Consider the following 22,063-nt stretch of genomic DNA (forward strand, 5'->3'; position numbering starts at 1 on the left):
GCGGATGCCCGCCGGCCGACCGTGGCGCTGTCGCCGGAGCCGTACAACTGGGTGCGTAAGCCCGCCGACTCCCCGCACCAGGGCGGGGAGCCGGCGGCGGGCGCCCGCGGGTGTGGTCCCGGCCGCGCAACGGCCACGGCACCACTGCGCCTTACGCCGCCCCCGTCCCTGCCGCGTCAAGCCTGCGACGGGCCTCCATCAGGGCGAAGCCGAGGAGGTTGGGGCCCCGCCAGCGAGCCGGGTCCGAGGCCCGCTCGTCGGCGGCGGCCAGGCCGATGCCCCAGATGCGGTCCACCGGGCTGGCCTCCACCAGGACGCGGCTGCGGGTGGCCCGCAGGAAGTCCCCCAGGGCGGGATCGCTGCCGAATTTGTGCACGCTGCCCTCGACGACCAGCGCGAAGCGGTGCTCCTGCCACCGTGCGTCGTCGAAACCGCGCACCGCGCGCCCCGCGGCCTTCGCCTCCCTGGGGTGGCGCGCCTCGACGGCCCGCCGCTCCGCCTCCGCATCGCCGAACAGCCGCGCCTTGCCCGCCATCATCCAGTGCTCCGCCGTCGCGTAGGTGACGCCGTCGACGGTGAACGGGGCGGGCCACCACTGGCTGAGGCAGCTCGGCCCGAGCGCGCCGTCGCGGCGCGGGGCGTGGCCCCAGAAGTGGAGGTACCGGAAGCGCCGCCCCGCGGCCACCGCGCGGCGCAGCGCGGACAGATCCATGGGTAGTTCGGCGGTGTCGGTCCGTGCGGTCCCCGTCGCGTCGTGCATCATGCCGGGATTCTGTCAGCGGGCACCGACAACGTGTCGGGCGCCCGCGCCACGGAATTCGCAGAATTCGTCGCGTGACCAAAAGGAAACTACGGAATCCCTTGTTGGCCACCAGGTGCTCTGTCAGGATCGGCCATCATTTCCGCAATGAGCTACGCCCGGTCGCGCCGTGGAACGGCTCTGGACCGGCTCAGGAGAGCACCATGGATCAGCGATTCGATGTGTCCGAGCGGTTTGCCGAGGGTGCGCAATTCATCGACGGACGGCTCCGGGGCGGCACATCGGGCCGCACCCAGGCCGTGGTGGACCCGGCAACCGGTGAGCAGATCCACACCTACGCGTTGGCCGGCACCGGCGACGTGGACGCCGCGGTCGACGCCGCGCGCCGTGCCTTTCCCGCATGGAGCGGCGCCACCCCGGGGGAGCGCTCCGACACGCTGCACCGCTTCGCCGCGGTGCTCGCCGAGGACTCCGCCGACCTCGCCCACGCCGAGTCGCTGAACTGCGGGAAGCCCCTCAAGCTCAGCGAGGAGTTCGATGTACCGGGCTCCGTCGACAACGCCGCGTTCTTCGCCGGGGCCGCCCGCCACCTGGAGGGCAAGGCCGCGGCCGAGTACAGCCCGGACCACACCTCCGCCGTGCGGCGCGAGGCTGTCGGCGTCGTCGGCTCGATCGCGCCCTGGAACTACCCGCTCCAGATGGCGGCGTGGAAGGTGCTGCCCGCGCTCGCCGCCGGGAACACCATCGTCCTCAAGCCCGCCGAGATCACCCCGCTGACCTCCCTGATGTTCGCGCAGGCCGCCACGCGCGCGGGGCTGCCGGACGGGGCCCTGAACATCGTCTCCGGCGCGGGGCGGGACGCCGGTGAACACCTCGTCGGCCACCCCGACGTCGCGATGACGTCCTTCACCGGCTCGACCGCCGTCGGCAAGCGCGTCGCCGAGGTCGCCACGGCCACCGTCAAACGCCTCCACCTCGAACTGGGCGGCAAGGCCCCGTTCGTGGTCTTCGACGACGCCGATCTGGAGGCGGCCGTGCACGGGGCGGTCGCCGGCGCCCTGATCAACTCGGGCCAGGACTGCACCGCCGCGACCCGGGCGTATGTCCAACGCCCCCTCTACGACGCGTTCGTGGCCGGCGTCGCCGACCTCATGGCGACCGTACGGGTCGGCGATCCCTTCGACCGCTCCACCGACCTCGGCCCGCTCATCTCGCACGCCCAGCGTGACCGCGTCGCCGGCTTCGTCGACCGGGCCCGCGCCTACGCCACCGTCGTCACCGGCGGCGAGGCCCCCCAGGGCGCCCTGGCGAAGGGCGCGTACTACCGGCCCACCCTGATCACCGGAGCGCCCCAGGACAGCGAGATCGTCCAGTCGGAGATCTTCGGCCCGGTCCTGGTGGTGCTGCCCTTCGACAGCGACGACGAGGGCATCGCGCTCGCCAACGACACCCCCTACGGCCTCGCCGCCTCCGCATGGAGCCGGGACGTCTACCGCACGGGGCGCGCCACCCGCGAGATCAAGGCCGGTTGCGTGTGGGTCAACGACCACATCCCGATCATCAGCGAGATGCCGCACGGCGGCGCCAAGGCATCCGGCTACGGCAAGGACATGTCCGCCTACTCCTTCGAGGAGTACACACAGGTCAAGCACGTCATGTACGACATCACCGGGACGGCGAGGAAGGACTGGCACCGGACCGTCTTCGGGGACCGGGCGTAACCCGATACGGGACGTGCGGCGCCAGGCGTGCGCTGCGGGGTGCTTTCCGCAGGGAGCGTCGACCGGGCGTCCGTCCTGCGTGGTGGATGCGGCATGGGGCGGGCGCCCCATGCGGCCCCGCGGCCGGGACGCGACCCGCGCGGGCGCGCCATGCGGCGCCCTCGTGCCCCGCGCGCGTCTCGTCCCGGTGCGCGCCCGGGGCCGGATCCGCGCCGTCAGCCGTGTGCAGCCGTGTGCGGGGTGCGCTGCACGGAGCGCCCCGCATGAGGTCGGAGCGGCGGGGCGCCGGCGCCCCGCCGTGTGGTGCGGCTCCGGTTCGGATCGGGCCGTACGGGCGAGAACGGTTGGCCGGCGGCGCGTCACGCGGGTGGTGTCGGCACGAAGGCCCGCGCTCCGGGTGCCGGCTCGCGGTACCGGCACGGTCTCGACCCATCGGGGCCCCGGCGCCCCATGCGAGTGGAGCCCGCCCCGCCCCATGCGCCCCGCCCCGTGCCCCGCGCGTGGGGCACGGGGCACGGGCGCCACACACCGTCTGCGTCCGGCACCCGCCCGCTCACCGCGCCCCATGCACCACACGCTGAGCCACCGCACCACCCCGAGAAGAACCTCCGCATGACGCCCGGCGACACGCCCCGTCCCCCCGGACGCGGACGCCGCGCGGCAATGTCAGTACCGGCACCACGCCGGTCCACCTGGAAAGGGCCTCCGCGCATGGAGCACCACCAGCACCAGCCCGCCCCGCTCTCCCCGCCCGAGGCCGCCGCGGCGCGGCGCAGCATGCGCGACGGCCGGCTCGCCCTGACCCGCCGCTCCCTGCTGCGTGCGAGCGCCCTCGCCGCGACCGCGCTCGGCGGCTCGTTCGCCCTGTCCGCGTGCGGCATCCCACCCGCCGGCCGCACCGACGTGGCCCGGACGCCCGACCACTCGGACACGGAGAAACGTCTCGCCTTCTCCAACTGGACCGAGTACATGGACGTCAGCGACGACGGCAAGCACCGGCCCACCCTGGAGGCGTTCACCCGCCGCACCGGCGTCACCGTCCGGTACACCGAGGACATCAACGACAACGACGAGTTCTTCGGCAAGATCCAGGCCCAACTCGCGGCGGGCCAGGACACCGGCCGCGACCTGGTCGTGCTCACCGACTGGCTCTGTGCCCGGATGATCTCCCTCGGCTGGGTCCAGCGCCTCGACCCCGCCCACCTCCCACACGCCACGGCGCACCTCGCCGAGCAGTTCCGCCGCCCCGCCTGGGACCCCGACCGAGCCCACTCCTATCCCTGGCAGGGCATCCCGGCCCTCATCGCGTACAACAAGAAGGCGACCGGCGGCCGCACCGTCGACTCCGTCAGCCAACTGCTGGACGACCCGCGCCTCAAGGGGCGCGTCGGCTTCCTCTCCGAGATGCGCGACAGCGTCGGGCTGACCCTCCTCGACATGGGCAAACGCCCCGAGAACGTCACCGCCGCCGACTACGACGCGGCCCTCGCCCGGATCCGGCAGGGCGTCGACCGGGGCCAGATCCGCCGCTTCACCGGCAACGACTACACCAACGACCTCGACAAGGGCGACCTCGCCGCCTGTATCGCCTGGGCCGGGGACATCGTCCAGCTCCAGAAGGACAATCCCGACATCGCGTACGCCGTCCCCAAGGCCGGCTACATGATCTCATCCGACAACCTGATGGTCCCGAACGGGGCGCGCCACAAGCGGAACGCGGAACGCCTCATCGACTACTACTACGAGCCCAAGGCCGCCGCCCGGCTCGCCGCGTACATCAACTACACCTGCCCCGTCGACGGCGTCCGCGACGAACTCGCGAAGATCGACAAAGAGCTGGCGGACAACCCGCTGATCCTCCCCGACGAGGACATGGCCGCACGGTCCCACGCCTTCCGCGCCCTGACCACCGAGGAGAACAAGGAGTACGCGCGGAAGTTCTCCGACCTCACCGGTTCCTGACCCGCACGCCCCACGGGGCCCCGTGCGCCGCGCCCCATGCGCCGCCCCCCCGCTGCCCCGCCCCGCGGCCCCATGCCCCTGCCCCATGCGCCGCTTCGACCTCCGAGACACGGGACGACCGACATGACGAAGACCGCAAGCCCTCAGAGCGGCAGCGGCGGCGACGTCCGCCTGCGCCGGATCAGCAAGACGTACGGCTCCTTCACCGCCGTCCACCCACTCGACCTCACCGTCCCCGCAGGCTCCTTCTTCGCCCTCCTCGGCGCGTCGGGCTGCGGCAAGACCACCACCCTGCGGATGATCGCCGGCCTGGAGGACCCGACCACCGGCACCGTCGAACTCTCCGGCGAGGACGTCACCGCCCTGCCGCCCTACAAACGCCACGTCAACACCGTCTTCCAGAACTACGCGCTCTTCCCGCACCTCGACATCTACGAGAACGTCGCGTTCGGGCTGCGCCGCCGCGGCATCAAGTCCGTGAAGAAGCAGGTCGAGGAGATGCTCGACCTCGTCCAACTCGGCCCCATGGCGCGCCGCAAACCGCAGCAGCTCTCCGGCGGCCAGCAGCAGCGCGTCGCGGTCGCCCGCGCCCTGATCAACCACCCCCAGGTGCTGCTCCTCGACGAACCGCTCGGTGCCCTCGACCTCAAACTCCGCCGCCAGATGCAGCTCGAACTCAAACGCATCCAGACCGAGGTCGGCATCACGTTCGTGCACGTCACCCACGACCAGGAAGAGGCCATGACGATGGCCGACACCGTCGCCGTGATGAACGGCGGCCGCGTCGAGCAACTCGGCGCCCCCGCCGACCTCTACGAGAACCCCGCCACCACCTTCGTCGCCAACTTCCTGGGCACCTCCAACCTCATCGAGGCCGAGGTCACCGGCGTCGACGGCGACGACCTGCTGCTGCGCGCCGCCGACCGCGCGCTCCGCGTTCCGGCCCGCCGCTGCCCCGGCACCGCCCGCACGGGGGACAAGCTCCTCGCCGGGGTCCGCCCCGAGAAAATGGCCCTGGCCCACCCCGACGACACCGTTCCCGAAGCCCACAACCGGCTGCTCGGCCGCATCAAGGACGCCGCGTTCATCGGCGTCTCCACGCAGTACCTCCTCGATGTCCCCGGCGTCGGCGAACTCGCCGTCTACGAGCAGAACATCGCCCGCGACGGCCGCCTCGTGCCCGGCGCCGACGTCGTCGCGCACTGGAGCGGCGCGCACACCTTCGGCCTCGACGCCGCCCAGGACATCAGCGCCGGCGCCGACACCGACGAGGAGGCCGCATGAGCACCGTCACCGAGGCCCCCGCGCCCGCCCCCGAGGACGCGCCGCCCGAGGTCCGCACGCCGCCCCTGCGCAAACGGCTCGTCCCGTACTGGCTGCTGCTGCCCGGTATCGCCTGGCTCCTGGTCTTCTTCGCCGCCCCGCTCGTCTACCAGGCGTCGACGTCGCTGCAGACCGGCTCGCTGGAGGACGGCTTCCGCGTCACCTGGCACCTCGCCACCTACTGGGACGCGCTCGTCCAGTACTGGCCGCAGTTCGTCCGCTCCGTGCTCTACGCCGCCACCGCGACGGGGCTGTGCCTGCTGCTCGGCTACCCGCTCGCCTACCTCATCGCCTTCAAGGCCGGACGCTGGCGCAACCTCGTGATGATCCTCGTCATCGCCCCGTTCTTCACCAGCTTCCTCATCCGCACCCTCGCCTGGAAGACGATCCTCGCCGACGGCGGCCCCGTGGTGGGCGCCCTGAACGCGCTCCACCTCCTGGACGTCACCAGCTGGCTCGGCCTCACCGACGGCCACCGGGTCCTGGCCACCCCGCTCGCCGTCGTCTGCGGTCTGACGTACAACTTCCTGCCGTTCATGGTCCTGCCGCTCTACACCTCGCTGGAACGCATCGACCCCCGGCTGCACGAGGCCGCCGGCGACCTCTACGCCCGCCCCGCCACCACCTTCCGCCGGGTGACGTTCCCGCTGTCCATGCCGGGCGTCGTCGCCGGTACCCTGCTGACCTTCATCCCCGCCACCGGTGACTACATCAACGCCGAACTCCTCGGCTCCACCGACCAGAAGATGATCGGCAACGTCATCCAGTCGCAGTTCCTGCGCGTCCTGGACTACCCCACCGCCGCCGCGCTCTCGTTCCTCCTCATGGCGGCGATCCTCGCCATGGTCACCTTCTACATCCGCAAGTCCGGGACGGAGGACCTGGTCTGATGACCACCTACGAGACCACCGACGCCGCCCCACGCGCCCGCACCGTGCGGCGCCCCGGCAGGCTCCGCCGCCACCTCGTCACGATCGCCGGACTGTGCACGCTGGCCTATCTGGTCCTGCCCAACGTCATCGTCCTGATCTTCTCGTTCAACAAGCCCAACGGCCGCTTCAACTACCAGTGGCAGCGCTTCTCAACCGACGCCTGGACCGATCCGTGCGGCGTCGCCGACCTCTGCGGCTCCCTCGGCCTCAGCCTGCGGATAGCCGTCTGGGCCACGCTCGGCGCCACCGCCCTCGGCACCATGATCGCCTTCGCCCTGGCCCGCTACCGCTTCCGCGCCCGCTCCACCGTCAACACCCTGATCTTCCTGCCGATGGCGATGCCCGAGGTCGTCATGGCCGCGTCGCTGGCCACCCTCTTCCTCAACATGGGCATCCAGTTCGGCTTCTGGACGATCCTCATCGCCCACATCATGTTCTGCCTGAGCTTCGTCGTCACCGCCGTCAAGGCCCGCGTGATGAGCATGGACCCGCGCCTGGAGCAGGCCGCCCAGGACCTCTATGCCACCCCCGTACAGACCTTCCTGCGGGTGACGCTGCCGATCGCCGCCCCCGGCATCGCCTCGGGCGCGCTGCTCTCCTTCGCGCTCTCCTTCGACGACTTCATCATCACCAACTTCAACGCCGGCTCCACCGTGACCTTCCCCATGTTCGTCTGGGGATCGGCACAGCGGGGCACGCCCGTTCAGATCAATGTCATCGGTACGGCGATGTTCCTCATCGCCGTCGTGTGCGTCGTCGTCGGCCAACTGGCCGGCGCACGCAGAAAGAGGAGCTGAGAACCATGGCACGAGCTGCCATGAACGCCCCGTCCCCCGTCCACGCCCTCGCGGACGCCACCCCCGCCCCGTTCTGGCTCGACGACCCCGACCGCCCCGCCGCACTGCCCGCCCTCACCGGCGACACCGACTGCGACCTCCTCGTCGTCGGCGGCGGCTACTCGGGACTGTGGACCGCGCTGCTCGCCAAGGAACGTGACCCGCACCGCGACGTCCTGCTCATCGAGGGCGCCGAAACCGGCTGGGCCGCCTCCGGACGCAACGGCGGCTTCTGCGCCGCCTCCCTCACCCACGGCCTCGGCAACGGCCTCGCCCGCTGGCCCGGCGAACTCGCCCGCCTCGAAGAACTCGGCCTGCGCAACCTCGACGCCATCGCGGACACCGTCACCCGCCACGGCATCGACTGCGCCTTCGAACGCACCGGTGAGATCGACATCGCGACCCGGCCGCACCAGATCGCCGAACTGGAGGAGGCAGCCGAGGACGCGGCCCGCCTCGGCCACGGCGACCGGTACACCTTCCTCGACCGCGACGCCCTGCGCGCCGAGGTCGACTCACCGACCTTCCATGCCGGCCTCTGGGACCGCGAAGGCGTCGCCATGCTGAACCCCGCGCGCCTCGCATGGGGCCTGAAGCGCGCCTGCCGCGACCTCGGCGTCCGCTTCCACGAACACACCCGCGCCACGGACCTCGCCCCGTACCGCGGCGGCATGGCCGTGCGCACCCCCTACGGCCGCGTCTTCGCGCGCCAGGTCGCCCTCGGCACCAACGCCTTCCCGTCCCTGCTGCGGCGCGTACGCCCGTACGTCGTCCCGGTCTACGACCACGCGCTGATGACCGAACCGCTCACCGAGGAGCAGCGCGCCGCCATCGGCTGGCGCGGCCGCCAGGGCCTCTCCGACAGCAACAACCACTTCCACTACTTCCGCCTCACTGCCGACCACCGCATCCTGTGGGGCGGCTACGACATCGTCTATCGCTACGGCGGCGGCGTACGGGCCGAGTACGACCACCACCCCGCCACCTACGCCAAGCTCGCCCGGCACTTCTTCCAGTGCTTCCCCCAGCTGGAAGGGGTCCGCTTCAGCCACGCATGGGGCGGCGCCATCGACACCTGCTCCCGCTTCTCCGCCTTCTTCGGCACCGCGCACAAGGGGCGCGTCGCGTACGCCGCGGGCTACACCGGCCTCGGCGTGGGCGCCACCCGCTTCGGCGCCGATGTGATGCTCGACCTCCTCTCCGGGGAGCGCACCGAACGCACCGAGTTGGAGATGGTCCGCAGCAAGCCTCTGCCGTTCCCGCCCGAGCCGCTGCGCTGGGCCGGGATCGGGATCACCCAGTGGTCGATGGCGCGGGCCGACAGCCGCGACGGGCACCGCAACCTGTGGCTGCGGGCGATGGACAAGGCGGGCCTCGGCTTCGACAGCTGAGATCTGGCACGACCGCTGCCGCATGGGGCCCGGCCTGGAGCCGCCGCATGGGGCCCGGCCCGGAGCTGCCGCATGGGGCCCGCGCCCCATGCGGCGGGTGCTTGCCGGGACAGCCGGTCACACGGGGCGCCGCCTCCCCGCACACCGGCTGTCGTCGCGTAAACGGCCCGCCGTCGCTCGGTCGACGCCCTGCCGTGCCCGTGCGCGGTGGGCCTCCCGCGCCCTCATCTTCCCGACCGCACACACCGGCGGAAAAATGTTCCACGGACCCGCGTAAGGATGCCGCCCCCGCGCCCTCTCCCCGGGGACCTGCCCGAACGGGCCGGGAGAGCGAGGAAGAGACATGAACGCCGCGGGGGCGAAGCGTGCAGTGGAGTGGCTGGTATCGGCAGCACCCGATCCCGATGCTTGCCGGTGGGAATGGGAACGCAGCCCGCTGGGGGTGGTTCTCCTCCCGGCCGGCAGGCGGTGGGACGTACTGATCGTCGACGGGAAACTCGGTTACCCCACCCTCGACGTCCTGACCTGGGTGACACCTCGTCCCGGCCCCGTCCTGGCCGATTTCGGGGACTCCCGCATGGGCTTCTTCGTCCCGCCGGGCACCGCCACGCGCTGGCTGGGCACCGGTGTACGGGGCGTGGGGCAGGGGACCTGGATCGTCGTCCCGTACCCGGGCCGGGCCACCGGAGGCGTCCGCTGGATCGTTCCTCCTGATGGCCGGGGCACGCTCAACGACCCCGGTCTCCTCGAACTCGCCCTGCACGAAGCGGCAGCGGTACTCGCCCGCGACACCTGACGGGAACGGATACCGGACGAGGCACGGCGCGCGCCGCACCATGCGGCGGCGTTGCACCATGCCTGGGGCGTGCGCGGCGTCCCGCGCCTACGCGGCGCTCCACGGCGCATAGGCGCGCCTGGGGAGGGAAGCGCGGGGCCACGGGTCAGCGCCGCCCCGCACCCCCGGCCTCGTACCATCGGGCGCAGACCGCCGACCAGAGCGTCAGCACCACCCCGGACAGACACCAGCTCGCCACCACGTCCAGCGGCCAGTGGTAGCCCTGCCGGACCAGCCCCACGCCGACACCGACGTTCAGCAGGACGACGGCTCCGGCGAGGAGCGCCGCGCCGGGCCCGTGCACGGTGCGGGCGGACCGCCGCCGCTCGTGCAGGAGCAGCAGCGCCACGAGGCCGTACGCGACCGCGGCGGTGGCGGCATGACCGGAAGGGAAGAACCCGTCATGGGGCGCGCCCGCCATGCGCGGCGGCCCCGGACGCCCGATCCAGACCTTCGCGGGAACGACCATCGCCGGTACGAGGGCCATCGTCCCGAGCGCGGCGAGCGGCGGCAGCCAGCGACGCACCGGCACGGGAACGGGGCCGGGGCCCTCCACCGCGTCCGGCGCCTCCTGCGGGCTGGTGCCGGTGCCCCGTGCGCGCCGCTGGGCCCGGACGGAGCGCCAGAGCGCCCCCGCCACCGCCACCAGGAGAACCGGCAGCGCGACGGTGATGTTGCCGAGATCGGCGAAGAACTGGGCGACCGGTGCCGGGAGGGCGCTTCCGCCGAGTGCGAGGCCGTACCGCTCGTCCAGCGTCCGCAGCGCCCCGTGCGTGGCCACCTGCCAGGTCAGCAGCGCGAACACCAGCAGGCAGAACAGGGCCTGGGCGGTGCACCGGTACCGAGGGCGTCCGCCGGCGGGGCCGCCGTGTCCGGGCAGAGAAATCGGCCGCCTCGGAACAGGGGGGGTGATTCCGAGGCGGCCGCGCGGATCGGGGTACCGCGCGCCCCGGGGGGTCTGGGGCGGGCGGCCGTCCGATCGGTGAGGATTCCCGGAGCCGGAGGCCCCGGAGTCGTGCGCGAGGGCACGGCCTGGTCGGAGCCGGTGATGCACCGACCGGGCGTCGCCCGCAGTCCCCTGCGAGCGGGGTGTATCTCTCATCTGCAGAAACCGTACGGCACCCGGAACGCGCCCGACAGCTGGATCACCCGGCCGCCATCGCCCTCGCACATCTTCTTCACGCTGCGATCTCTCCGACCTGCACGGGGCTCTCGTGCCCCGGCCCCGCGCCCCCGCATGGGGCGCCCGCACGGGGCCGCCGCACGGGGCCGCCGCACGGGGCCCCGCACACACGTCGGCCCGGGACGCGGTCCGTGCCGCGCCCCGGGCCGAGGTGCCGTATCTGCCGGCGGGGGTGCTGCCGCCCCCGTACGGGAGCCGGATCAGAGTGCCGCGAGCGCCGCCTCGAGGATGTCCAGGCCCTCGTTGAGCAGGTCCTCTCCGATGACCAGCGGCGGCAGGAAACGCACCACGTTGCTGTACGTACCGGTGGTCAGCACCAGCAGGCCCTCCTGGTGGCACGCCTTCGCGAGCGCGGCGGTGGCCTCCGCGTTCGGCTCCTTCGAACCGGACTTGACCAGCTCGATCGCGATCATCGCGCCGCGGCCGCGGACCTCGCCGATGATGTCGAACTTCTCCGCCATCGTGTCCAGGCGCGCCTTCATGACCTCGCCGATCCGGCGGGCCTTGGCGTTCAGGTCCAGCTCACGCATGGTCTCGATGGAGCCCAGCGCCGCCGCGCACGCCACCGGGTTGCCGCCGTACGTGCCGCCGAGGCCGCCCGCGTGCGCCGCGTCCATCATCTCGGCACGGCCGGTGACCGCGGCCAGCGGCAGACCGCCGGCGATGCCCTTGGCAGTGGTGATCAGGTCCGGAACGATGTTCTCGTCCTCGCACGCGAACCACTGCCCCGTGCGGCAGAACCCGGACTGGATCTCGTCGGCGACGAAGACGATGCCGTTCTCCTTCGCGAAGTTCGCGATGGCGGGCAGGAAGCCCTTCGCCGGCTCGATGAAGCCGCCCTCACCGAGCACGGGCTCGATGATGATCGCCGCGACGTTCTCCGCGCCGATCTGCTTGGTGATCTGCGTGATGGCCTGCTCGGCAGCCTCCTGCGCACAGTTCTCCGGGCCGGTCAGCCAGCGGTACGGGTAGGCCAGCGGCACCCGGTACACCTCGGGCGCGAACGGGCCGAACCCCTGCTTGTACGGCATGTTCTTCGCGGTCAGCGCCATCGTGAGGTTCGTACGGCCGTGGTAGCCGTGGTCGAACACGACGACCGCCGGGCGCTTGGTGTAGGCGCGGGCGATCTTCACCGCGTTCTCCACCGCCTCCGCGCCCGAGTTGAACAGCGCGGACTTCTTCGCGTGGTCGCCCGGCGTCAGCTCCGCGAGCTGCTCACACACCTCGACGTACGGCTCGTACGGCGTGACCATGGCGCAGGTGTGGGTGAAGTCCGCGAGCTGCGCCGTGGCGCGGCGCACCACGGCCTCGGCGCTGTTGCCGACCGACGTCACGGCGATGCCGGAGCCGAAGTCGATGAGGGAGTTGCCGTCGACGTCCTCCAGGACACCGCCGCCGGCGCGCTTGATGAAGACGGGCAGCACCGCACCGACGCCACCCGCCACGGTGGCCTGCTTACGCTTCCACAGCGCCTGCGACTTGGGGCCGGGGATCGCGGTGACGACGCGACGCTCCTGGGGGAGGGCGGGGCCTCCGGACAGTTCGGTCATGGCAGTCTCCTGGGGGTGGAAGGGGACGTACGAAAGGTCTTTTCTCGCAGGCTAGGGGCGGTGGGCCGGGTCTGGCATGTTCCGTTCGGGAGAAGTGCGCGTGTTGCGTTGTCCGCGCCGGACATAGCGACGGCGCGGGGCCAGTAGATTGAGCGGCGGCGTACCGCACCCGCACGGTCCACGACGCGGGCACGGTCCACGAACGACGCAGGCACCGTCCAAGGGGGACAAGGGGCACCGGATGGACACCGAGGGCACGCACGACGCACCGCACACCGTTCCGCCGCCACCGCACGGAGCACCCCGACCCGAACCCACCGTCCCGCGCCCCGCGGCACCGCCCGCCGCCCCGTCGGCGGCCGCCCCGCAGCCCCCCGTGGCGCCGCCGCGCACCCCGCACGAGGCAGCGCCCGAACCCCCGGTCCTGCGCTGGCTGCGTACCCCCCGCCCCGCCGCCGCACCGGGCATCTGGACGTACGGCCACCGCCCCCGCCCCGCGGCCGACCCGGACCGCGCCCCGTTGCGCCAGCTGATCAGCGGCGCGGTCATCTCGGGCCTGTGCGGGTGGCTGCTGTGGTCGTTGTTGTGGAACGGATATCTGGGGCCTTACTGGGCATGGCCCATGTTCCTCCTTGTCCCGGACTCGTGGCAGGCCGCGGCAACTCCAGGAGACGAGATGGCGTACGCCATCGCCTCCTGGGCGTACTACGGGCTGTGGATCGCGGGCATCGCCGTCGTCTTCGGCCGTCTGGGGCGCTGGCCCGAACTCCTCGGCCGGGTGGCGGGTCCATTGCTGCGGCGGATGCGGGAGGGCGCGCCCGTGGCTAAGCCCGAACCGGCCGTGGACCGTGCGCAGTGGCCCGAGATGCGTGCCGCGGGCGCCGTCGACGCCGCCGACAAACTCGCCGCCGAGGCCCGCGCGGGGCGGATGAACGACGTCGATGTCGCCCGCATCGACCACGCATGGCGCGCCGCACGGGGCCGCGCGGGCGGCGTCGCGTCCTTCACCGACACCGTCCTGCGGCACGGCGCCGCCACCGATGCGCATCCGTCCGGCGCACGTGACCTCGCCCGCCGGACCGCCCACCACGACCTTCTGGCGCACCAGGTACGCATCGGTGTCGCCGCCGACCACGAACGCAACCCGCACCAGCACCGCGGCGCCGGACTCGCGCTGGACCCGGGCCTGCTGGGCACCTCGCTGCTCGCCGTCGGCCCGTCCGGCAGCGGCAAGACCAGCCGGGTGCTCAAGCCGGTCGTCGAGTCGATGTGCCTCCAGGCGCTCGCCCGGCGGTGTGCCGTCGTCGCCGTCGGCCCCGTGGGCGCGGACCTCGGCCCCGATGACGCCTTCGACGTGGTGGTCCGCGTCGGCCGTCCCGGCCAGGACACCGACCTCGATCTCTACGGCGGCACCAGCGACCCCGACGAGGCGGCCGGCATCCTCGCCGAGGCGCTGGCCGGCGATCTGGCGACCGGTCAGCCCGGCGCTGACGGCCGGCGCGCGGCGACCGCACTCGGGCAGCTCCTCGGCCCGTTCCGCACCGCCCACGGCCGTTTCCCGTCCGTGCCGGAGCTGCGCGAACTCCTCGACGGTGCGCAGGAGCCGGTGACGGAGCTGCGGGAGGCGCTGCGTGCCGCCGGCGCCACGGCGCAACTGCGCGAACTGGACGCCCGCGCCCGGCAGGCCGAGCGGCCGGACGACGTGGGGACGCTGCTCGCCGACCGGATCGCGCTGCTGGACCGTCCCGCCTTCGCCGGGTTCTTCGACACCACGGGGCGCACCCGCCAGGTGTCGCTGCGCTCCCTCGACCAGCCGCTGCGGGTGCGTGTGGAGCTTCCGGAACGGGGCCATGCCGAGGCGTCGAGGATCCTCGCCCGACTGGTGCTGGCCCAGTTCACCGAGTCCGCGGTGGCCCGCACCGACCGTTCGCTCTTCGCCTGCCTGGTCCTCGACGAGGCGGCGCACACGATCACCGCCGAGGCGCTACGGGGCCTGCAGCGGCTGCGGGCGGCCAACGCGGGCGTGGTGCTGACGCTCCGTGCGCTGGACGACGTCCCCGAGGCTCTGCGCAGCGCACTGCTCGGTGCGGTCGGGTGCCGGATGGCGTTCGCCGGGGTCACGACCTGGGACGGGGCGCGGTTCGCCGAGGTGTGGGGCAAGGAGTGGGTGGAGACCCGCGACGTCACCGACCGGCAGATCATCGCGTACAGCACCGCAGGCAAGGTGTTCCACGCGCTCCGCCGCGTCGTCACGGGCAAGGCGGCCACGGCCAAGGCGATCACCGTCCGCACCGTCGAGCGTGAACGCTGGTCCGCCTCCGACCTCGCCAACGCCGTCCCACCCGGCCATGCGGTGCTGTCGGTCACCTCGGTGCGCGGCGAACACGCGCCACCGGTTCTGGTTGATCTGGGGAGGTAGCGGCGGGACGGCCTGCCCCATGCCGGGCGGGCCGCAGAGGCATGCAGCTGCCCCATGCGGGGCCCGCAGAGGGCCCGCATGGGGCCGCGCCGCCCCGTGCGAGGCGCCACGTCCTCGCTCGCTTCGTCCGCACTTCGACCCCGTACGGTCACACGCCTGGCGGATGCCCGCCACGCGGCGCGGCATGGGGCGCCTCCGGAGGGCATGGGCCCTGGCGGGCGCCCGTGCCGCCCGGCTGCTCCGGCCGCCGCTGAGGCAGAATCGGTAGCGACCGTTCATACGGGACGGCCAAACCCCGGGCGGTGCCGCCTCCGCCCCACCGGCGGCGGCCACAGGCCCCCGTCGCCGTCGAAGGTTCCATGCCGCACACCCTTGCCTCCCTGGTCAACCACACCGCGCTCAAGCTGACCGTGCTCGCGGGCGAGGACCGGCTCGACGTCCCCGTCCGCTGGGCCCACGCCAGTGAGCTGATCGACCCGGTGCCCTACATGGAGGGCGGTGAGCTGCTGCTGATCACCGCGCTGAAACTGGATGCCGAGGACGAGGAGGCCGCGCGCGCCTACGTACACCGGGTGGCCCGCGCGGGCGTCATCGGCCTCGGCTTCGCGATCGGCGTCAACTACGACGAGGTACCCGACGCACTCGTCGCGGCGGCACGAGCCGAGGGGCTGCCGCTGTTCGGCGTGCCCCGCCGGACCCCGTTCATCGCCATCAGCAAGGCCGTCTCCGCCGCCGTCGCCGCCGACCAGTACCGCGCCGTGACCGCGGGGTTCGAGGCACAGCGGGAACTGACCCGCGCCGCGCTGAGCGCCGAGGGCCCGGCCGACCTGCTGGCCCGGCTCGCCGCTCACCTGGACGGCTGGGCCGCGCTGTACGACGCGTCCGGCGCCGTGCTGGCCGCCGCGCCCGAATGGGCGGCCCGCCGCGCCGCCCGGCTCACCGCCGACGTCGCCCGGCTGCGTGAGCGTCCCGCGCCCGCCAGCGCGGTGATCAGCGCGGCGGAGGGCGACGACCGCGTCGAACTCCAGTCACTGGGCACGGGGCGGCGGGCACGGGGCGTCCTCGCCGTCGGTACGGGCGCGGCCCTGGGAACGGCGGAGCGCTACGCCGTCCACTCCGCCGTGGCCCTTCTGACACTCGCCACGGAGCGTTCCCGCGCACTCCAGGACGCCGAGGCCCGGCTCGCCTCCGCCGTGTTGAAGATGCTGCTGGTCGGCGAGCCGGACCATGCACGGTCCGTGGCGGGACGGCTCTACGGAGGTCTGCTGGAGGCCCCGTTCCGGGTGCTGGTCGCCGAACCGGTGGCTGCGGACGGCGGCGCCGGCGAGACGGGGCCCGGTGTGCTCCACGGCCTCGCGGACGCCCTGGAGTCCGCCGCCGCCCGTACGGGGGAGGCGGTGCTCGTGGTCCCCGAGACGGGGCGGTTGACGGCGCTCGTCGCCGACGGCGGAGCCGCGGCCGATGCGTGTTCCCGCTTCGCCGTGGACATCGAGGACCGCCCGGACCCGTCGCCCGCGCCGCGTGGTGCGGTGCCCCGTGGGGAGGCCCCGTACGGCGGTGAGCTGCTGGCGGCCGGGCTCTCCGCCCCGACCGGCCCCGCCGGCGCGCCGACCGCGCACCGCCAGGCCGAACAGGCACTCTCCGTAGCCCGCCGACGGAGCCGCGCACTCATCGAGCACGAGGATGTCGCCGCCGGCTCCGTCCTCCCGCTGCTCGCCGACGACGCCGTCCGCGCCTTCGCCGACGGGCTGCTGCGCGCCCTGCGGCAGCACGACGCGACCGGCCGGGGCGATCTGGTCGCCTCGCTCCGTGCCTGGCTCTCCCGGCACGGACAGTGGGACGCCGCCGCCGCCGACCTCGGGGTGCACCGCCACACTCTGCGGTACCGGATGCGTCGCGTGGAGGAGATCCTGGGCCGCTCGCTGGACGACGCGGACGTCCGGATGGAGCTGTGGCTCGCCCTCAAAGCGACCTCGGAGAGCGAGGAGACACGGGGCACACCGGGAACGCCGGGGGAGTGAGCCCACCGGCCCCGTCCGCACCCTCCGCCGGGGCACGGGGCACGGGGCACGGGGCACGGGGCACGGGGCACGGGGCACGGGGCACGGGGCATGGGCCACGGGGCATGGGCCACGGGGCGGGCCTACAGCTGTGCGGCGCGCCCCGTCTCCTCCGCGCATGGGGCGCGAGCCGTTGCCATGCACGGGTCCGGACGCCGCCGGTGGTCCGCCGCCCCATGCGGAGGCGCCGAGCCTCGGGCGGGAAGGGGGAGACCGGTGAACCCACCACGCGCGCCACGTGTCACCGCCCCGTGCGTCATGTGCCATGGCGCATGGGGCACCAACTGCCCCGAGCTCACCGCACCTCCAGGTGCGCCCCACGGGCCCACGCGCTCCCCCACAGGCCGTCAGTCCGCCCCACCCACGCCGGCCCCCCCGCCCCATGCCGTCCCCAGGCGCCGCCCCTGCCTCGTCCACCGCGGAGAGACACACCGACGGATTGCGCCGCTTCGGACAAACGCCACGGCGGCCTCGCACCCCTACGGTGGGGGCAGAGTCGACAGCGCGGATCTGCTCGCCGGTCCGTGCGCACCACCCACCACTTCGGAAGGGCCGGGATCCACTGTGCCGAACAATGCTGCAGCCCCCACCGCCTTTTGGGTCGCCGGCCGCGAGGCCACCGGCGACACCACCTTCGACGTCACCTCCCCCTGGGACGGACGTCTCGTCGGCACGGTGAGCGTCCCGACCGAGGAGCAGGTCGAGGAGGCCGTCGCCGCCGCCGTCGCCGTCCAGGACGAGTTCGCCGCCACCCCCGCCCACGTCCGCGCCGCGGCCCTCAGCCACGTCGAGCGCCGCCTGGTCGAGCGTACGGAGGAGATCGCGCAGCTGATCTCCGCGGAGAACGGCAAGCCCATCAAGTGGGCGCGCGGTGAGGTCGGCCGCGCCGTGTCCGTCTTCCGCTTCGCCGCCGAGGAGGCGCGCCGCTTCAACGGCGGCGAGGCGCAGCGGCTCGACACCGACGGCGGCGGCGCCGGACGTCTCGCGCTGACCCGCCGCTTCCCGCGCGGCACGGTGCTGGGCATCGCGCCGTTCAACTTCCCGCTCAACCTCTGCGCCCACAAGGTCGCCCCTGCCATCGCGGCAGGCGTGCCGATCTTCCTCAAGCCGGCGCCCGCCACGCCGCTGTCCGGTCTGATCCTGGGTGAGCTGCTCGCCGAGACCGACCTCCCCGCCGGTTCCTGGTCGATCCTGCCGGTCCCCAACGACCGCATGGCGGCGCTGGTCCAGGACGAGCGGCTGCCGGTCATCTCGTTCACCGGCTCCGAGAAGGTCGGCTACGACATCCTCGACTCGGTGCCCCGTAAGCACTGCACCCTGGAGCTGGGCGGCAACGGCGCGGCCGTCATCCTCGGCGACTACGCCTCCGAGGCGGACCTGGACTGGGCGGCCCAGCGGATCGCCACGTTCTCCAACTACCAGGGCGGCCAGTCCTGCATCTCGGTGCAGCGGGTGATCGCCGACGCGCAGGTCTACGACCGCCTGGTGCCCAAGATCGTCGCCGCGGTCGAGGCGCAGGTCACCGGCGACCCGTCCGACGCCGCGACCGAGGTCGGCCCGCTGGTCAGCCAGGCCGCGGCCGAGCGTGTGGAGGCGTGGGTGGACGAGGCCGTCGCGGCCGGCGCCAAGCTGCTCACCGGTGGCAAGCGGGAGGGCGCCGCGTACGCGCCGACCGTGCTTGCCGAGCTGCCCGCCGACACCACCCTCGCCTGCGAGGAGGTCTTCGGGCCGGTGCTCTCCGTCGCGAAGGTCGACGGTGAGGCCGACGCGTTCGCCGCGGTCAACGACTCGAAGTACGGGCTCCAGGCCGGGGTGTTCACCCACGACGTGCAGGCGGCGTTCCGTGCGCACCGTGCGCTGGAGGTCGGTGGCGTGATCATCGGCGACGTGCCGTCGTACCGCGCCGACCAGATGCCGTACGGCGGCGCCAAGCTCTCCGGCGTCGGCCGTGAGGGTGTCCGCTACGCCATGGACGACTACACCTACGAGCGGGTCCTGGTGCTGACCGGCCTCGACCTCTGAGGGACGGTGCCCGGCCCGCCGGCCGTGGCACGCCCCGTCCGCCCGACCCGGCCTGGACCGGTGGACAGCGCGGTCGTCCCTGAGACCGTCACATGAGTCCAGACCAGGCGCCGGTCCGTCCCTCCCGTGGACCGGCCCCGGCCGTGGCGCGCTCCGGCACCCTGTTCCGGAGCGCGCCACGCCCCGCGCCTTCGAGCCATGGCCCCGGGCGCGCCAGATCTTGACCGCACGGCCCCGTCAGTGGGGCCGTTTTTCGTGCCGGAGGGGGTTCGCCCTCGCCCCGCACCCCGCGCATGGGGCGGCTACGGAGCCCACGCATGGGGCGGGGCGCCGGGCCCCACGGTGCTCCGTCCCCCCCCCGCATGGCGCCACCGCGCACCCCACGCATGGGGCAGGAGCGCGCCCCGTGCCCCGCGCGGCAGCCCTTGCCTCGGCCCCGTGTACGCCTCGCCCTGCCCCATGCGTGCGGCTCCGCGTCGCGCGAATCTCGCTTCATGCGTGCGGCTCCACGTCGCGCGAACCTCGCCTGATGCCTGAGGCTCCGCACCGCGAAACCCTGGCCCCCGCGCGACGCCTCCACGCCGAGAAACCCCGCCCCATGCGACGGCCCGTGCGACAGCCCCATGCGCCCCGCCCACCGCGGCGGCATACCCCTCACCGGCGCAACGCCCTCCTACGGGTTCAGGAGCCAGCCGTCCCCGGCCGACGGCCCCCTCCGGAGCGCCCGGCGGTCGCGTAGCACTGGTGCAACTGCCGCATACCGGGTAACTCTCACAAGTAGTCCATGAGTGCCCATGGGTGCCGTCCCGCCGGCCCCGGTCCGTCGGCACGGTCCATCCGAACGCGGCGAGGTGAGCCCGACATGTCCGCTCCGACCACCCGCAACGTCTCCGAGCGCGAGGCACGGCAGGTCGCCGAGGCAGCCCGGGAACAGGACTGGCGCAAGCCCAGCTTCGCCAAGGAGCTGTTCCTGGGACGCTTCCGGCTCGATCTGATCCACCCGCACCCCAGCCCGGCGACGGAGGACGTCCGGCGCGGCGAGGCGTTCCTGGCCGCGCTGCGTACGTTCTGCGAGACACGGATCGACGGCGCCCGCATCGAGCGCGAGGGCCGGATCCCCGACGAGACCGTCAACGGGCTCAAGGAGCTCGGCGCGCTCGGCATGAAGATCGATACGAAGTACGGCGGACTCGGCCTCACGCAGGTCTACTACAACAAGGCGCTCGCCCTCGTCGGCTCCGCCAGCCCCGCCGTCGGCGCGCTGCTCTCCGCGCACCAGTCGATCGGCGTCCCGCAGCCCGTGAAGCTCTTCGGCAGCCAGGAGCAGAAGAACACCTTCCTGCCCCGTTGCGCCCGTACCGACATCTCGGCGTTCCTGCTCACCGAGCCGGACGTCGGCTCGGACCCGGCGCGCCTGGCGACCACCGCCGTCCCCGACGGCGACGGCTACCTCCTCGACGGTGTGAAGCTGTGGACCACCAACGGCGTCATCGCCGACCTGCTGGTGGTGATGGCGCGGGTGCCCGCCTCGGAGGGCCACCGGGGCGGCATCACCGCCTTCGTCGTCGAAACGGCGACGCCCGGCATCACCGTCGAGCACCGCAACGCGTTCATGGGCCTGCGCGGCCTGGAGAACGGAGTCACCCGCTTCCACCGGGTGCGGGTCCCCGCCGCGCACCGTATCGGCCCCGAGGGCGCCGGTCTGAAGATCGCGCTGACCACCCTCAACACGGGGCGGCTGTCGCTGCCCGCGATGTGTGTGGGCTCCGGGAAATGGGCCCTGAAGATCGCCCGGGAGTGGTCGGGCGTCCGCGAGCAGTGGGGCAGGCCGATCGCCGCGCACGAGGCGGTCGGCGCCAAGATCTCGTTCATCGCGGCGACCACCTTCGCCCTGGAGGCGGTCGTCGACCTCTCCTCCCAGATGGCCGACGAGAACCGCAACGACATCCGGATCGAAGCCGCCCTCGCCAAGCTCTACGGATCCGAGATGGGGTGGCGGATCGCCGACGAACTGGTCCAGATCCGCGGTGGCCGCGGCTTCGAGACCGCCGACTCGCTCGCCGCACGGGGCGAGCGCGCCGTGCCCGCCGAGCAGTTGCTGCGCGACATGCGCATCAACCGTATCTTCGAAGGATCGACGGAGATCATGCATCTGCTGATCGCCCGCGAGGCCGTCGACGCCCACCTGTCCGTCGCGGGCGACCTCATCGACCCGCGGAAGAGCCTCGGCGACAAAGGCAGGGCGGCCGCCGACGCCGGCCGCTTCTACGCCCGCTGGCTGCCCCAGCTCGTCACCGGACCCGGTCAACTCCTTCGCTCGTACCAGGAGTTCGGGACCCTTGCCGGGCATCTGCGGTACGTCGAACGGTCCTGCCGCAAGCTGGCCCGTGCCACCTTCTACGCGATGTCGCGCTGGCAGGGGCGGATGGAGACCAAGCAAGGCTTCCTCGGGCGGATCGTCGACATCGGCGCCGAACTGTTCGCGATGAGCGCCGCCTGCGTACGGGCCGAGCACCTGCGGCTGACCGGCGGCCACGGGCGGGAGGCGTACCAGCTGGCCGATGCGTTCTGCCGGCAGTCCCGGATCCGCGTCGACGAGCTCTTCGCCCGGCTGTGGACCAACACGGACGTCCTCGACCGCAAGGTCGTCTCCGGGGTCCTCGACGGCGCCTACCGCTGGCTGGAGGAAGGCATCGTCGACGCCAGCGGCGAAGGTCCCTGGATCGCCGACGCCACCCCCGGCCCCAGCACCCACCAGAACGTCCACCGCCCCGTCCGGAGCCCCGGTTCCGAGGCGCCGTAGGCCGGGGCCGGGACGCGGTAGGGAGGAGCGGCGGGCCGCCCGCCACCGTGCCCGCCCGCCCCGCGCGTGGGGCACGTCCGCCCCGTGCCCGCGCGTGGGGCGCCGTGCCCCACGCCCCGCGCCGTGCCCCCCGCCCAGCGCATGCGGCATGCCCGCCCCATGCCCCCGCCCCGTACAACGCCAGCCTCACCCCCCGCATGGGGCCACTCGCCCCATGCCCCCGCCCCATGCGGCACCACCCTGCCGCCTCACCCCGCACGGGGCCG

The 22,063-nt window shown here is 73.2% G+C and carries 14 protein-coding genes; 11 read left to right on the top strand and 3 right to left on the bottom strand.

Annotated elements, in window-relative coordinates; translation table 11 throughout:
• Nucleotides 1-151: 151 nt before the first annotated feature.
• Complete coding sequence (locus tag ACF1BH_RS26225) at nucleotides 152-763, bottom strand: NADAR family protein (RefSeq protein WP_391646215.1); 612 nt, start codon at nucleotides 761-763, stop codon at nucleotides 152-154.
• A gap of 200 nt (nucleotides 764-963) precedes the next feature.
• Between ACF1BH_RS26225 and ACF1BH_RS26230 the strand changes: the two genes are divergently transcribed.
• The 7 genes from ACF1BH_RS26230 to ACF1BH_RS26260 all read left to right on the top strand — a co-directional run bounded on the left by ACF1BH_RS26230 (nucleotide 964) and on the right by ACF1BH_RS26260 (nucleotide 9,721).
• A complete protein-coding gene (locus ACF1BH_RS26230) occupies nucleotides 964-2,481 on the top strand; it encodes a gamma-aminobutyraldehyde dehydrogenase (protein WP_391646217.1) in 1,518 nt (505 codons plus the stop codon).
• Between the two features lie 711 nt (nucleotides 2,482-3,192).
• Nucleotides 3,193-4,443, top strand: coding sequence for a spermidine/putrescine ABC transporter substrate-binding protein (locus ACF1BH_RS26235; protein WP_391646219.1), 1,251 nt, complete (start codon nucleotides 3,193-3,195; stop codon nucleotides 4,441-4,443).
• 123 nt (nucleotides 4,444-4,566) lie between these two features.
• On the top strand, nucleotides 4,567-5,727 hold the full coding sequence (locus ACF1BH_RS26240) for an ABC transporter ATP-binding protein (protein WP_391646221.1): 1,161 nt from the start codon (nucleotides 4,567-4,569) through the stop codon (nucleotides 5,725-5,727).
• Nucleotides 5,724-6,656 carry an ABC transporter permease gene (locus tag ACF1BH_RS26245; RefSeq protein WP_391646224.1) on the top strand — a complete coding sequence of 311 codons (933 nt, stop codon included), beginning with the start codon at nucleotides 5,724-5,726 and terminating at the stop codon, nucleotides 6,654-6,656. The genes ACF1BH_RS26240 and ACF1BH_RS26245 overlap by 4 nt, the downstream gene beginning before the upstream one ends.
• On the top strand, nucleotides 6,656-7,495 hold the full coding sequence (locus ACF1BH_RS26250; RefSeq protein ID WP_391646226.1) for an ABC transporter permease: 840 nt from the start codon (nucleotides 6,656-6,658) through the stop codon (nucleotides 7,493-7,495). Before ACF1BH_RS26245 ends, ACF1BH_RS26250 begins: the two co-directional genes overlap by 1 nt.
• A 5-nt stretch (nucleotides 7,496-7,500) precedes the next feature.
• Nucleotides 7,501-8,925: an NAD(P)/FAD-dependent oxidoreductase gene (locus ACF1BH_RS26255; RefSeq protein ID WP_391646228.1), complete on the top strand. Its 1,425-nt coding sequence runs from the start codon at nucleotides 7,501-7,503 to the stop codon at nucleotides 8,923-8,925.
• 343 nt (nucleotides 8,926-9,268) lie between these two features.
• Nucleotides 9,269-9,721 (top strand): hypothetical protein, encoded by a 453-nt coding sequence (locus ACF1BH_RS26260; protein ID WP_391646230.1) that lies wholly within the window; start codon nucleotides 9,269-9,271, stop codon nucleotides 9,719-9,721.
• Between the two features lie 145 nt (nucleotides 9,722-9,866).
• Here ACF1BH_RS26260 and ACF1BH_RS26265 read toward each other — a convergent pair whose 3' ends face one another.
• A complete protein-coding gene (locus ACF1BH_RS26265; RefSeq protein ID WP_391646232.1) occupies nucleotides 9,867-10,565 on the bottom strand; it encodes a phosphatase PAP2 family protein in 699 nt (232 codons plus the stop codon).
• Between the two features lie 578 nt (nucleotides 10,566-11,143).
• Nucleotides 11,144-12,493, bottom strand: a complete 1,350-nt coding sequence (gabT, locus tag ACF1BH_RS26270) for a 4-aminobutyrate--2-oxoglutarate transaminase (RefSeq protein ID WP_391646234.1) — start codon at nucleotides 12,491-12,493, stop codon at nucleotides 11,144-11,146.
• A 241-nt stretch (nucleotides 12,494-12,734) separates the two neighbouring features.
• On the opposite strand from gabT, the gene ACF1BH_RS26275 reads away from it, so the two are divergent.
• From ACF1BH_RS26275 to ACF1BH_RS26290, 4 genes are all read left to right on the top strand, one after another.
• Nucleotides 12,735-14,912 (top strand): ATP-binding protein, encoded by a 2,178-nt coding sequence (locus tag ACF1BH_RS26275; protein ID WP_391646236.1) that lies wholly within the window; start codon nucleotides 12,735-12,737, stop codon nucleotides 14,910-14,912.
• Between the two features lie 359 nt (nucleotides 14,913-15,271).
• Nucleotides 15,272-16,933: a PucR family transcriptional regulator gene (locus tag ACF1BH_RS26280; protein ID WP_391646238.1), complete on the top strand. Its 1,662-nt coding sequence runs from the start codon at nucleotides 15,272-15,274 to the stop codon at nucleotides 16,931-16,933.
• 603 nt (nucleotides 16,934-17,536) lie between these two features.
• A complete protein-coding gene (locus tag ACF1BH_RS26285) occupies nucleotides 17,537-18,994 on the top strand; it encodes an aldehyde dehydrogenase family protein (protein ID WP_391646240.1) in 1,458 nt (485 codons plus the stop codon).
• 862 nt (nucleotides 18,995-19,856) lie between these two features.
• Entirely contained in the window at nucleotides 19,857-21,797 is a 1,941-nt protein-coding gene (locus ACF1BH_RS26290) for an acyl-CoA dehydrogenase family protein (protein WP_391646242.1), read from the top strand.
• Nucleotides 21,798-22,063 lie beyond the last annotated feature (266 nt).

Source organism: Streptomyces sp. NPDC014733 (assembly GCF_043083385.1).
Classification (GTDB): domain Bacteria; phylum Actinomycetota; class Actinomycetes; order Streptomycetales; family Streptomycetaceae; genus Streptomyces.

What these genes read in the sequence shown, in the direction of transcription:
- ACF1BH_RS26225 (WP_391646215.1), bottom strand. Translation starts at nt 763, where the DNA reads ATGATGCACGACGCGACGGGGACCGCACGGACCGACACCGCCGAACTA.
- ACF1BH_RS26235 (WP_391646219.1), top strand. Translation starts at nt 3,193, where the DNA reads ATGGAGCACCACCAGCACCAGCCCGCCCCGCTCTCCCCGCCCGAGGCC.
- ACF1BH_RS26230 (WP_391646217.1), top strand. Translation starts at nt 964, where the DNA reads ATGGATCAGCGATTCGATGTGTCCGAGCGGTTTGCCGAGGGTGCGCAA.
- ACF1BH_RS26275 (WP_391646236.1), top strand. Translation starts at nt 12,735, where the DNA reads ATGGACACCGAGGGCACGCACGACGCACCGCACACCGTTCCGCCGCCA.
- ACF1BH_RS26255 (WP_391646228.1), top strand. Translation starts at nt 7,501, where the DNA reads ATGGCACGAGCTGCCATGAACGCCCCGTCCCCCGTCCACGCCCTCGCG.
- ACF1BH_RS26290 (WP_391646242.1), top strand. Translation starts at nt 19,857, where the DNA reads ATGTCCGCTCCGACCACCCGCAACGTCTCCGAGCGCGAGGCACGGCAG.
- ACF1BH_RS26250 (WP_391646226.1), top strand. Translation starts at nt 6,656, where the DNA reads ATGACCACCTACGAGACCACCGACGCCGCCCCACGCGCCCGCACCGTG.
- ACF1BH_RS26245 (WP_391646224.1), top strand. Translation starts at nt 5,724, where the DNA reads ATGAGCACCGTCACCGAGGCCCCCGCGCCCGCCCCCGAGGACGCGCCG.
- gabT (WP_391646234.1), bottom strand. Translation starts at nt 12,493, where the DNA reads ATGACCGAACTGTCCGGAGGCCCCGCCCTCCCCCAGGAGCGTCGCGTC.
- ACF1BH_RS26280 (WP_391646238.1), top strand. Translation starts at nt 15,272, where the DNA reads ATGCCGCACACCCTTGCCTCCCTGGTCAACCACACCGCGCTCAAGCTG.
- ACF1BH_RS26260 (WP_391646230.1), top strand. Translation starts at nt 9,269, where the DNA reads ATGAACGCCGCGGGGGCGAAGCGTGCAGTGGAGTGGCTGGTATCGGCA.
- ACF1BH_RS26240 (WP_391646221.1), top strand. Translation starts at nt 4,567, where the DNA reads ATGACGAAGACCGCAAGCCCTCAGAGCGGCAGCGGCGGCGACGTCCGC.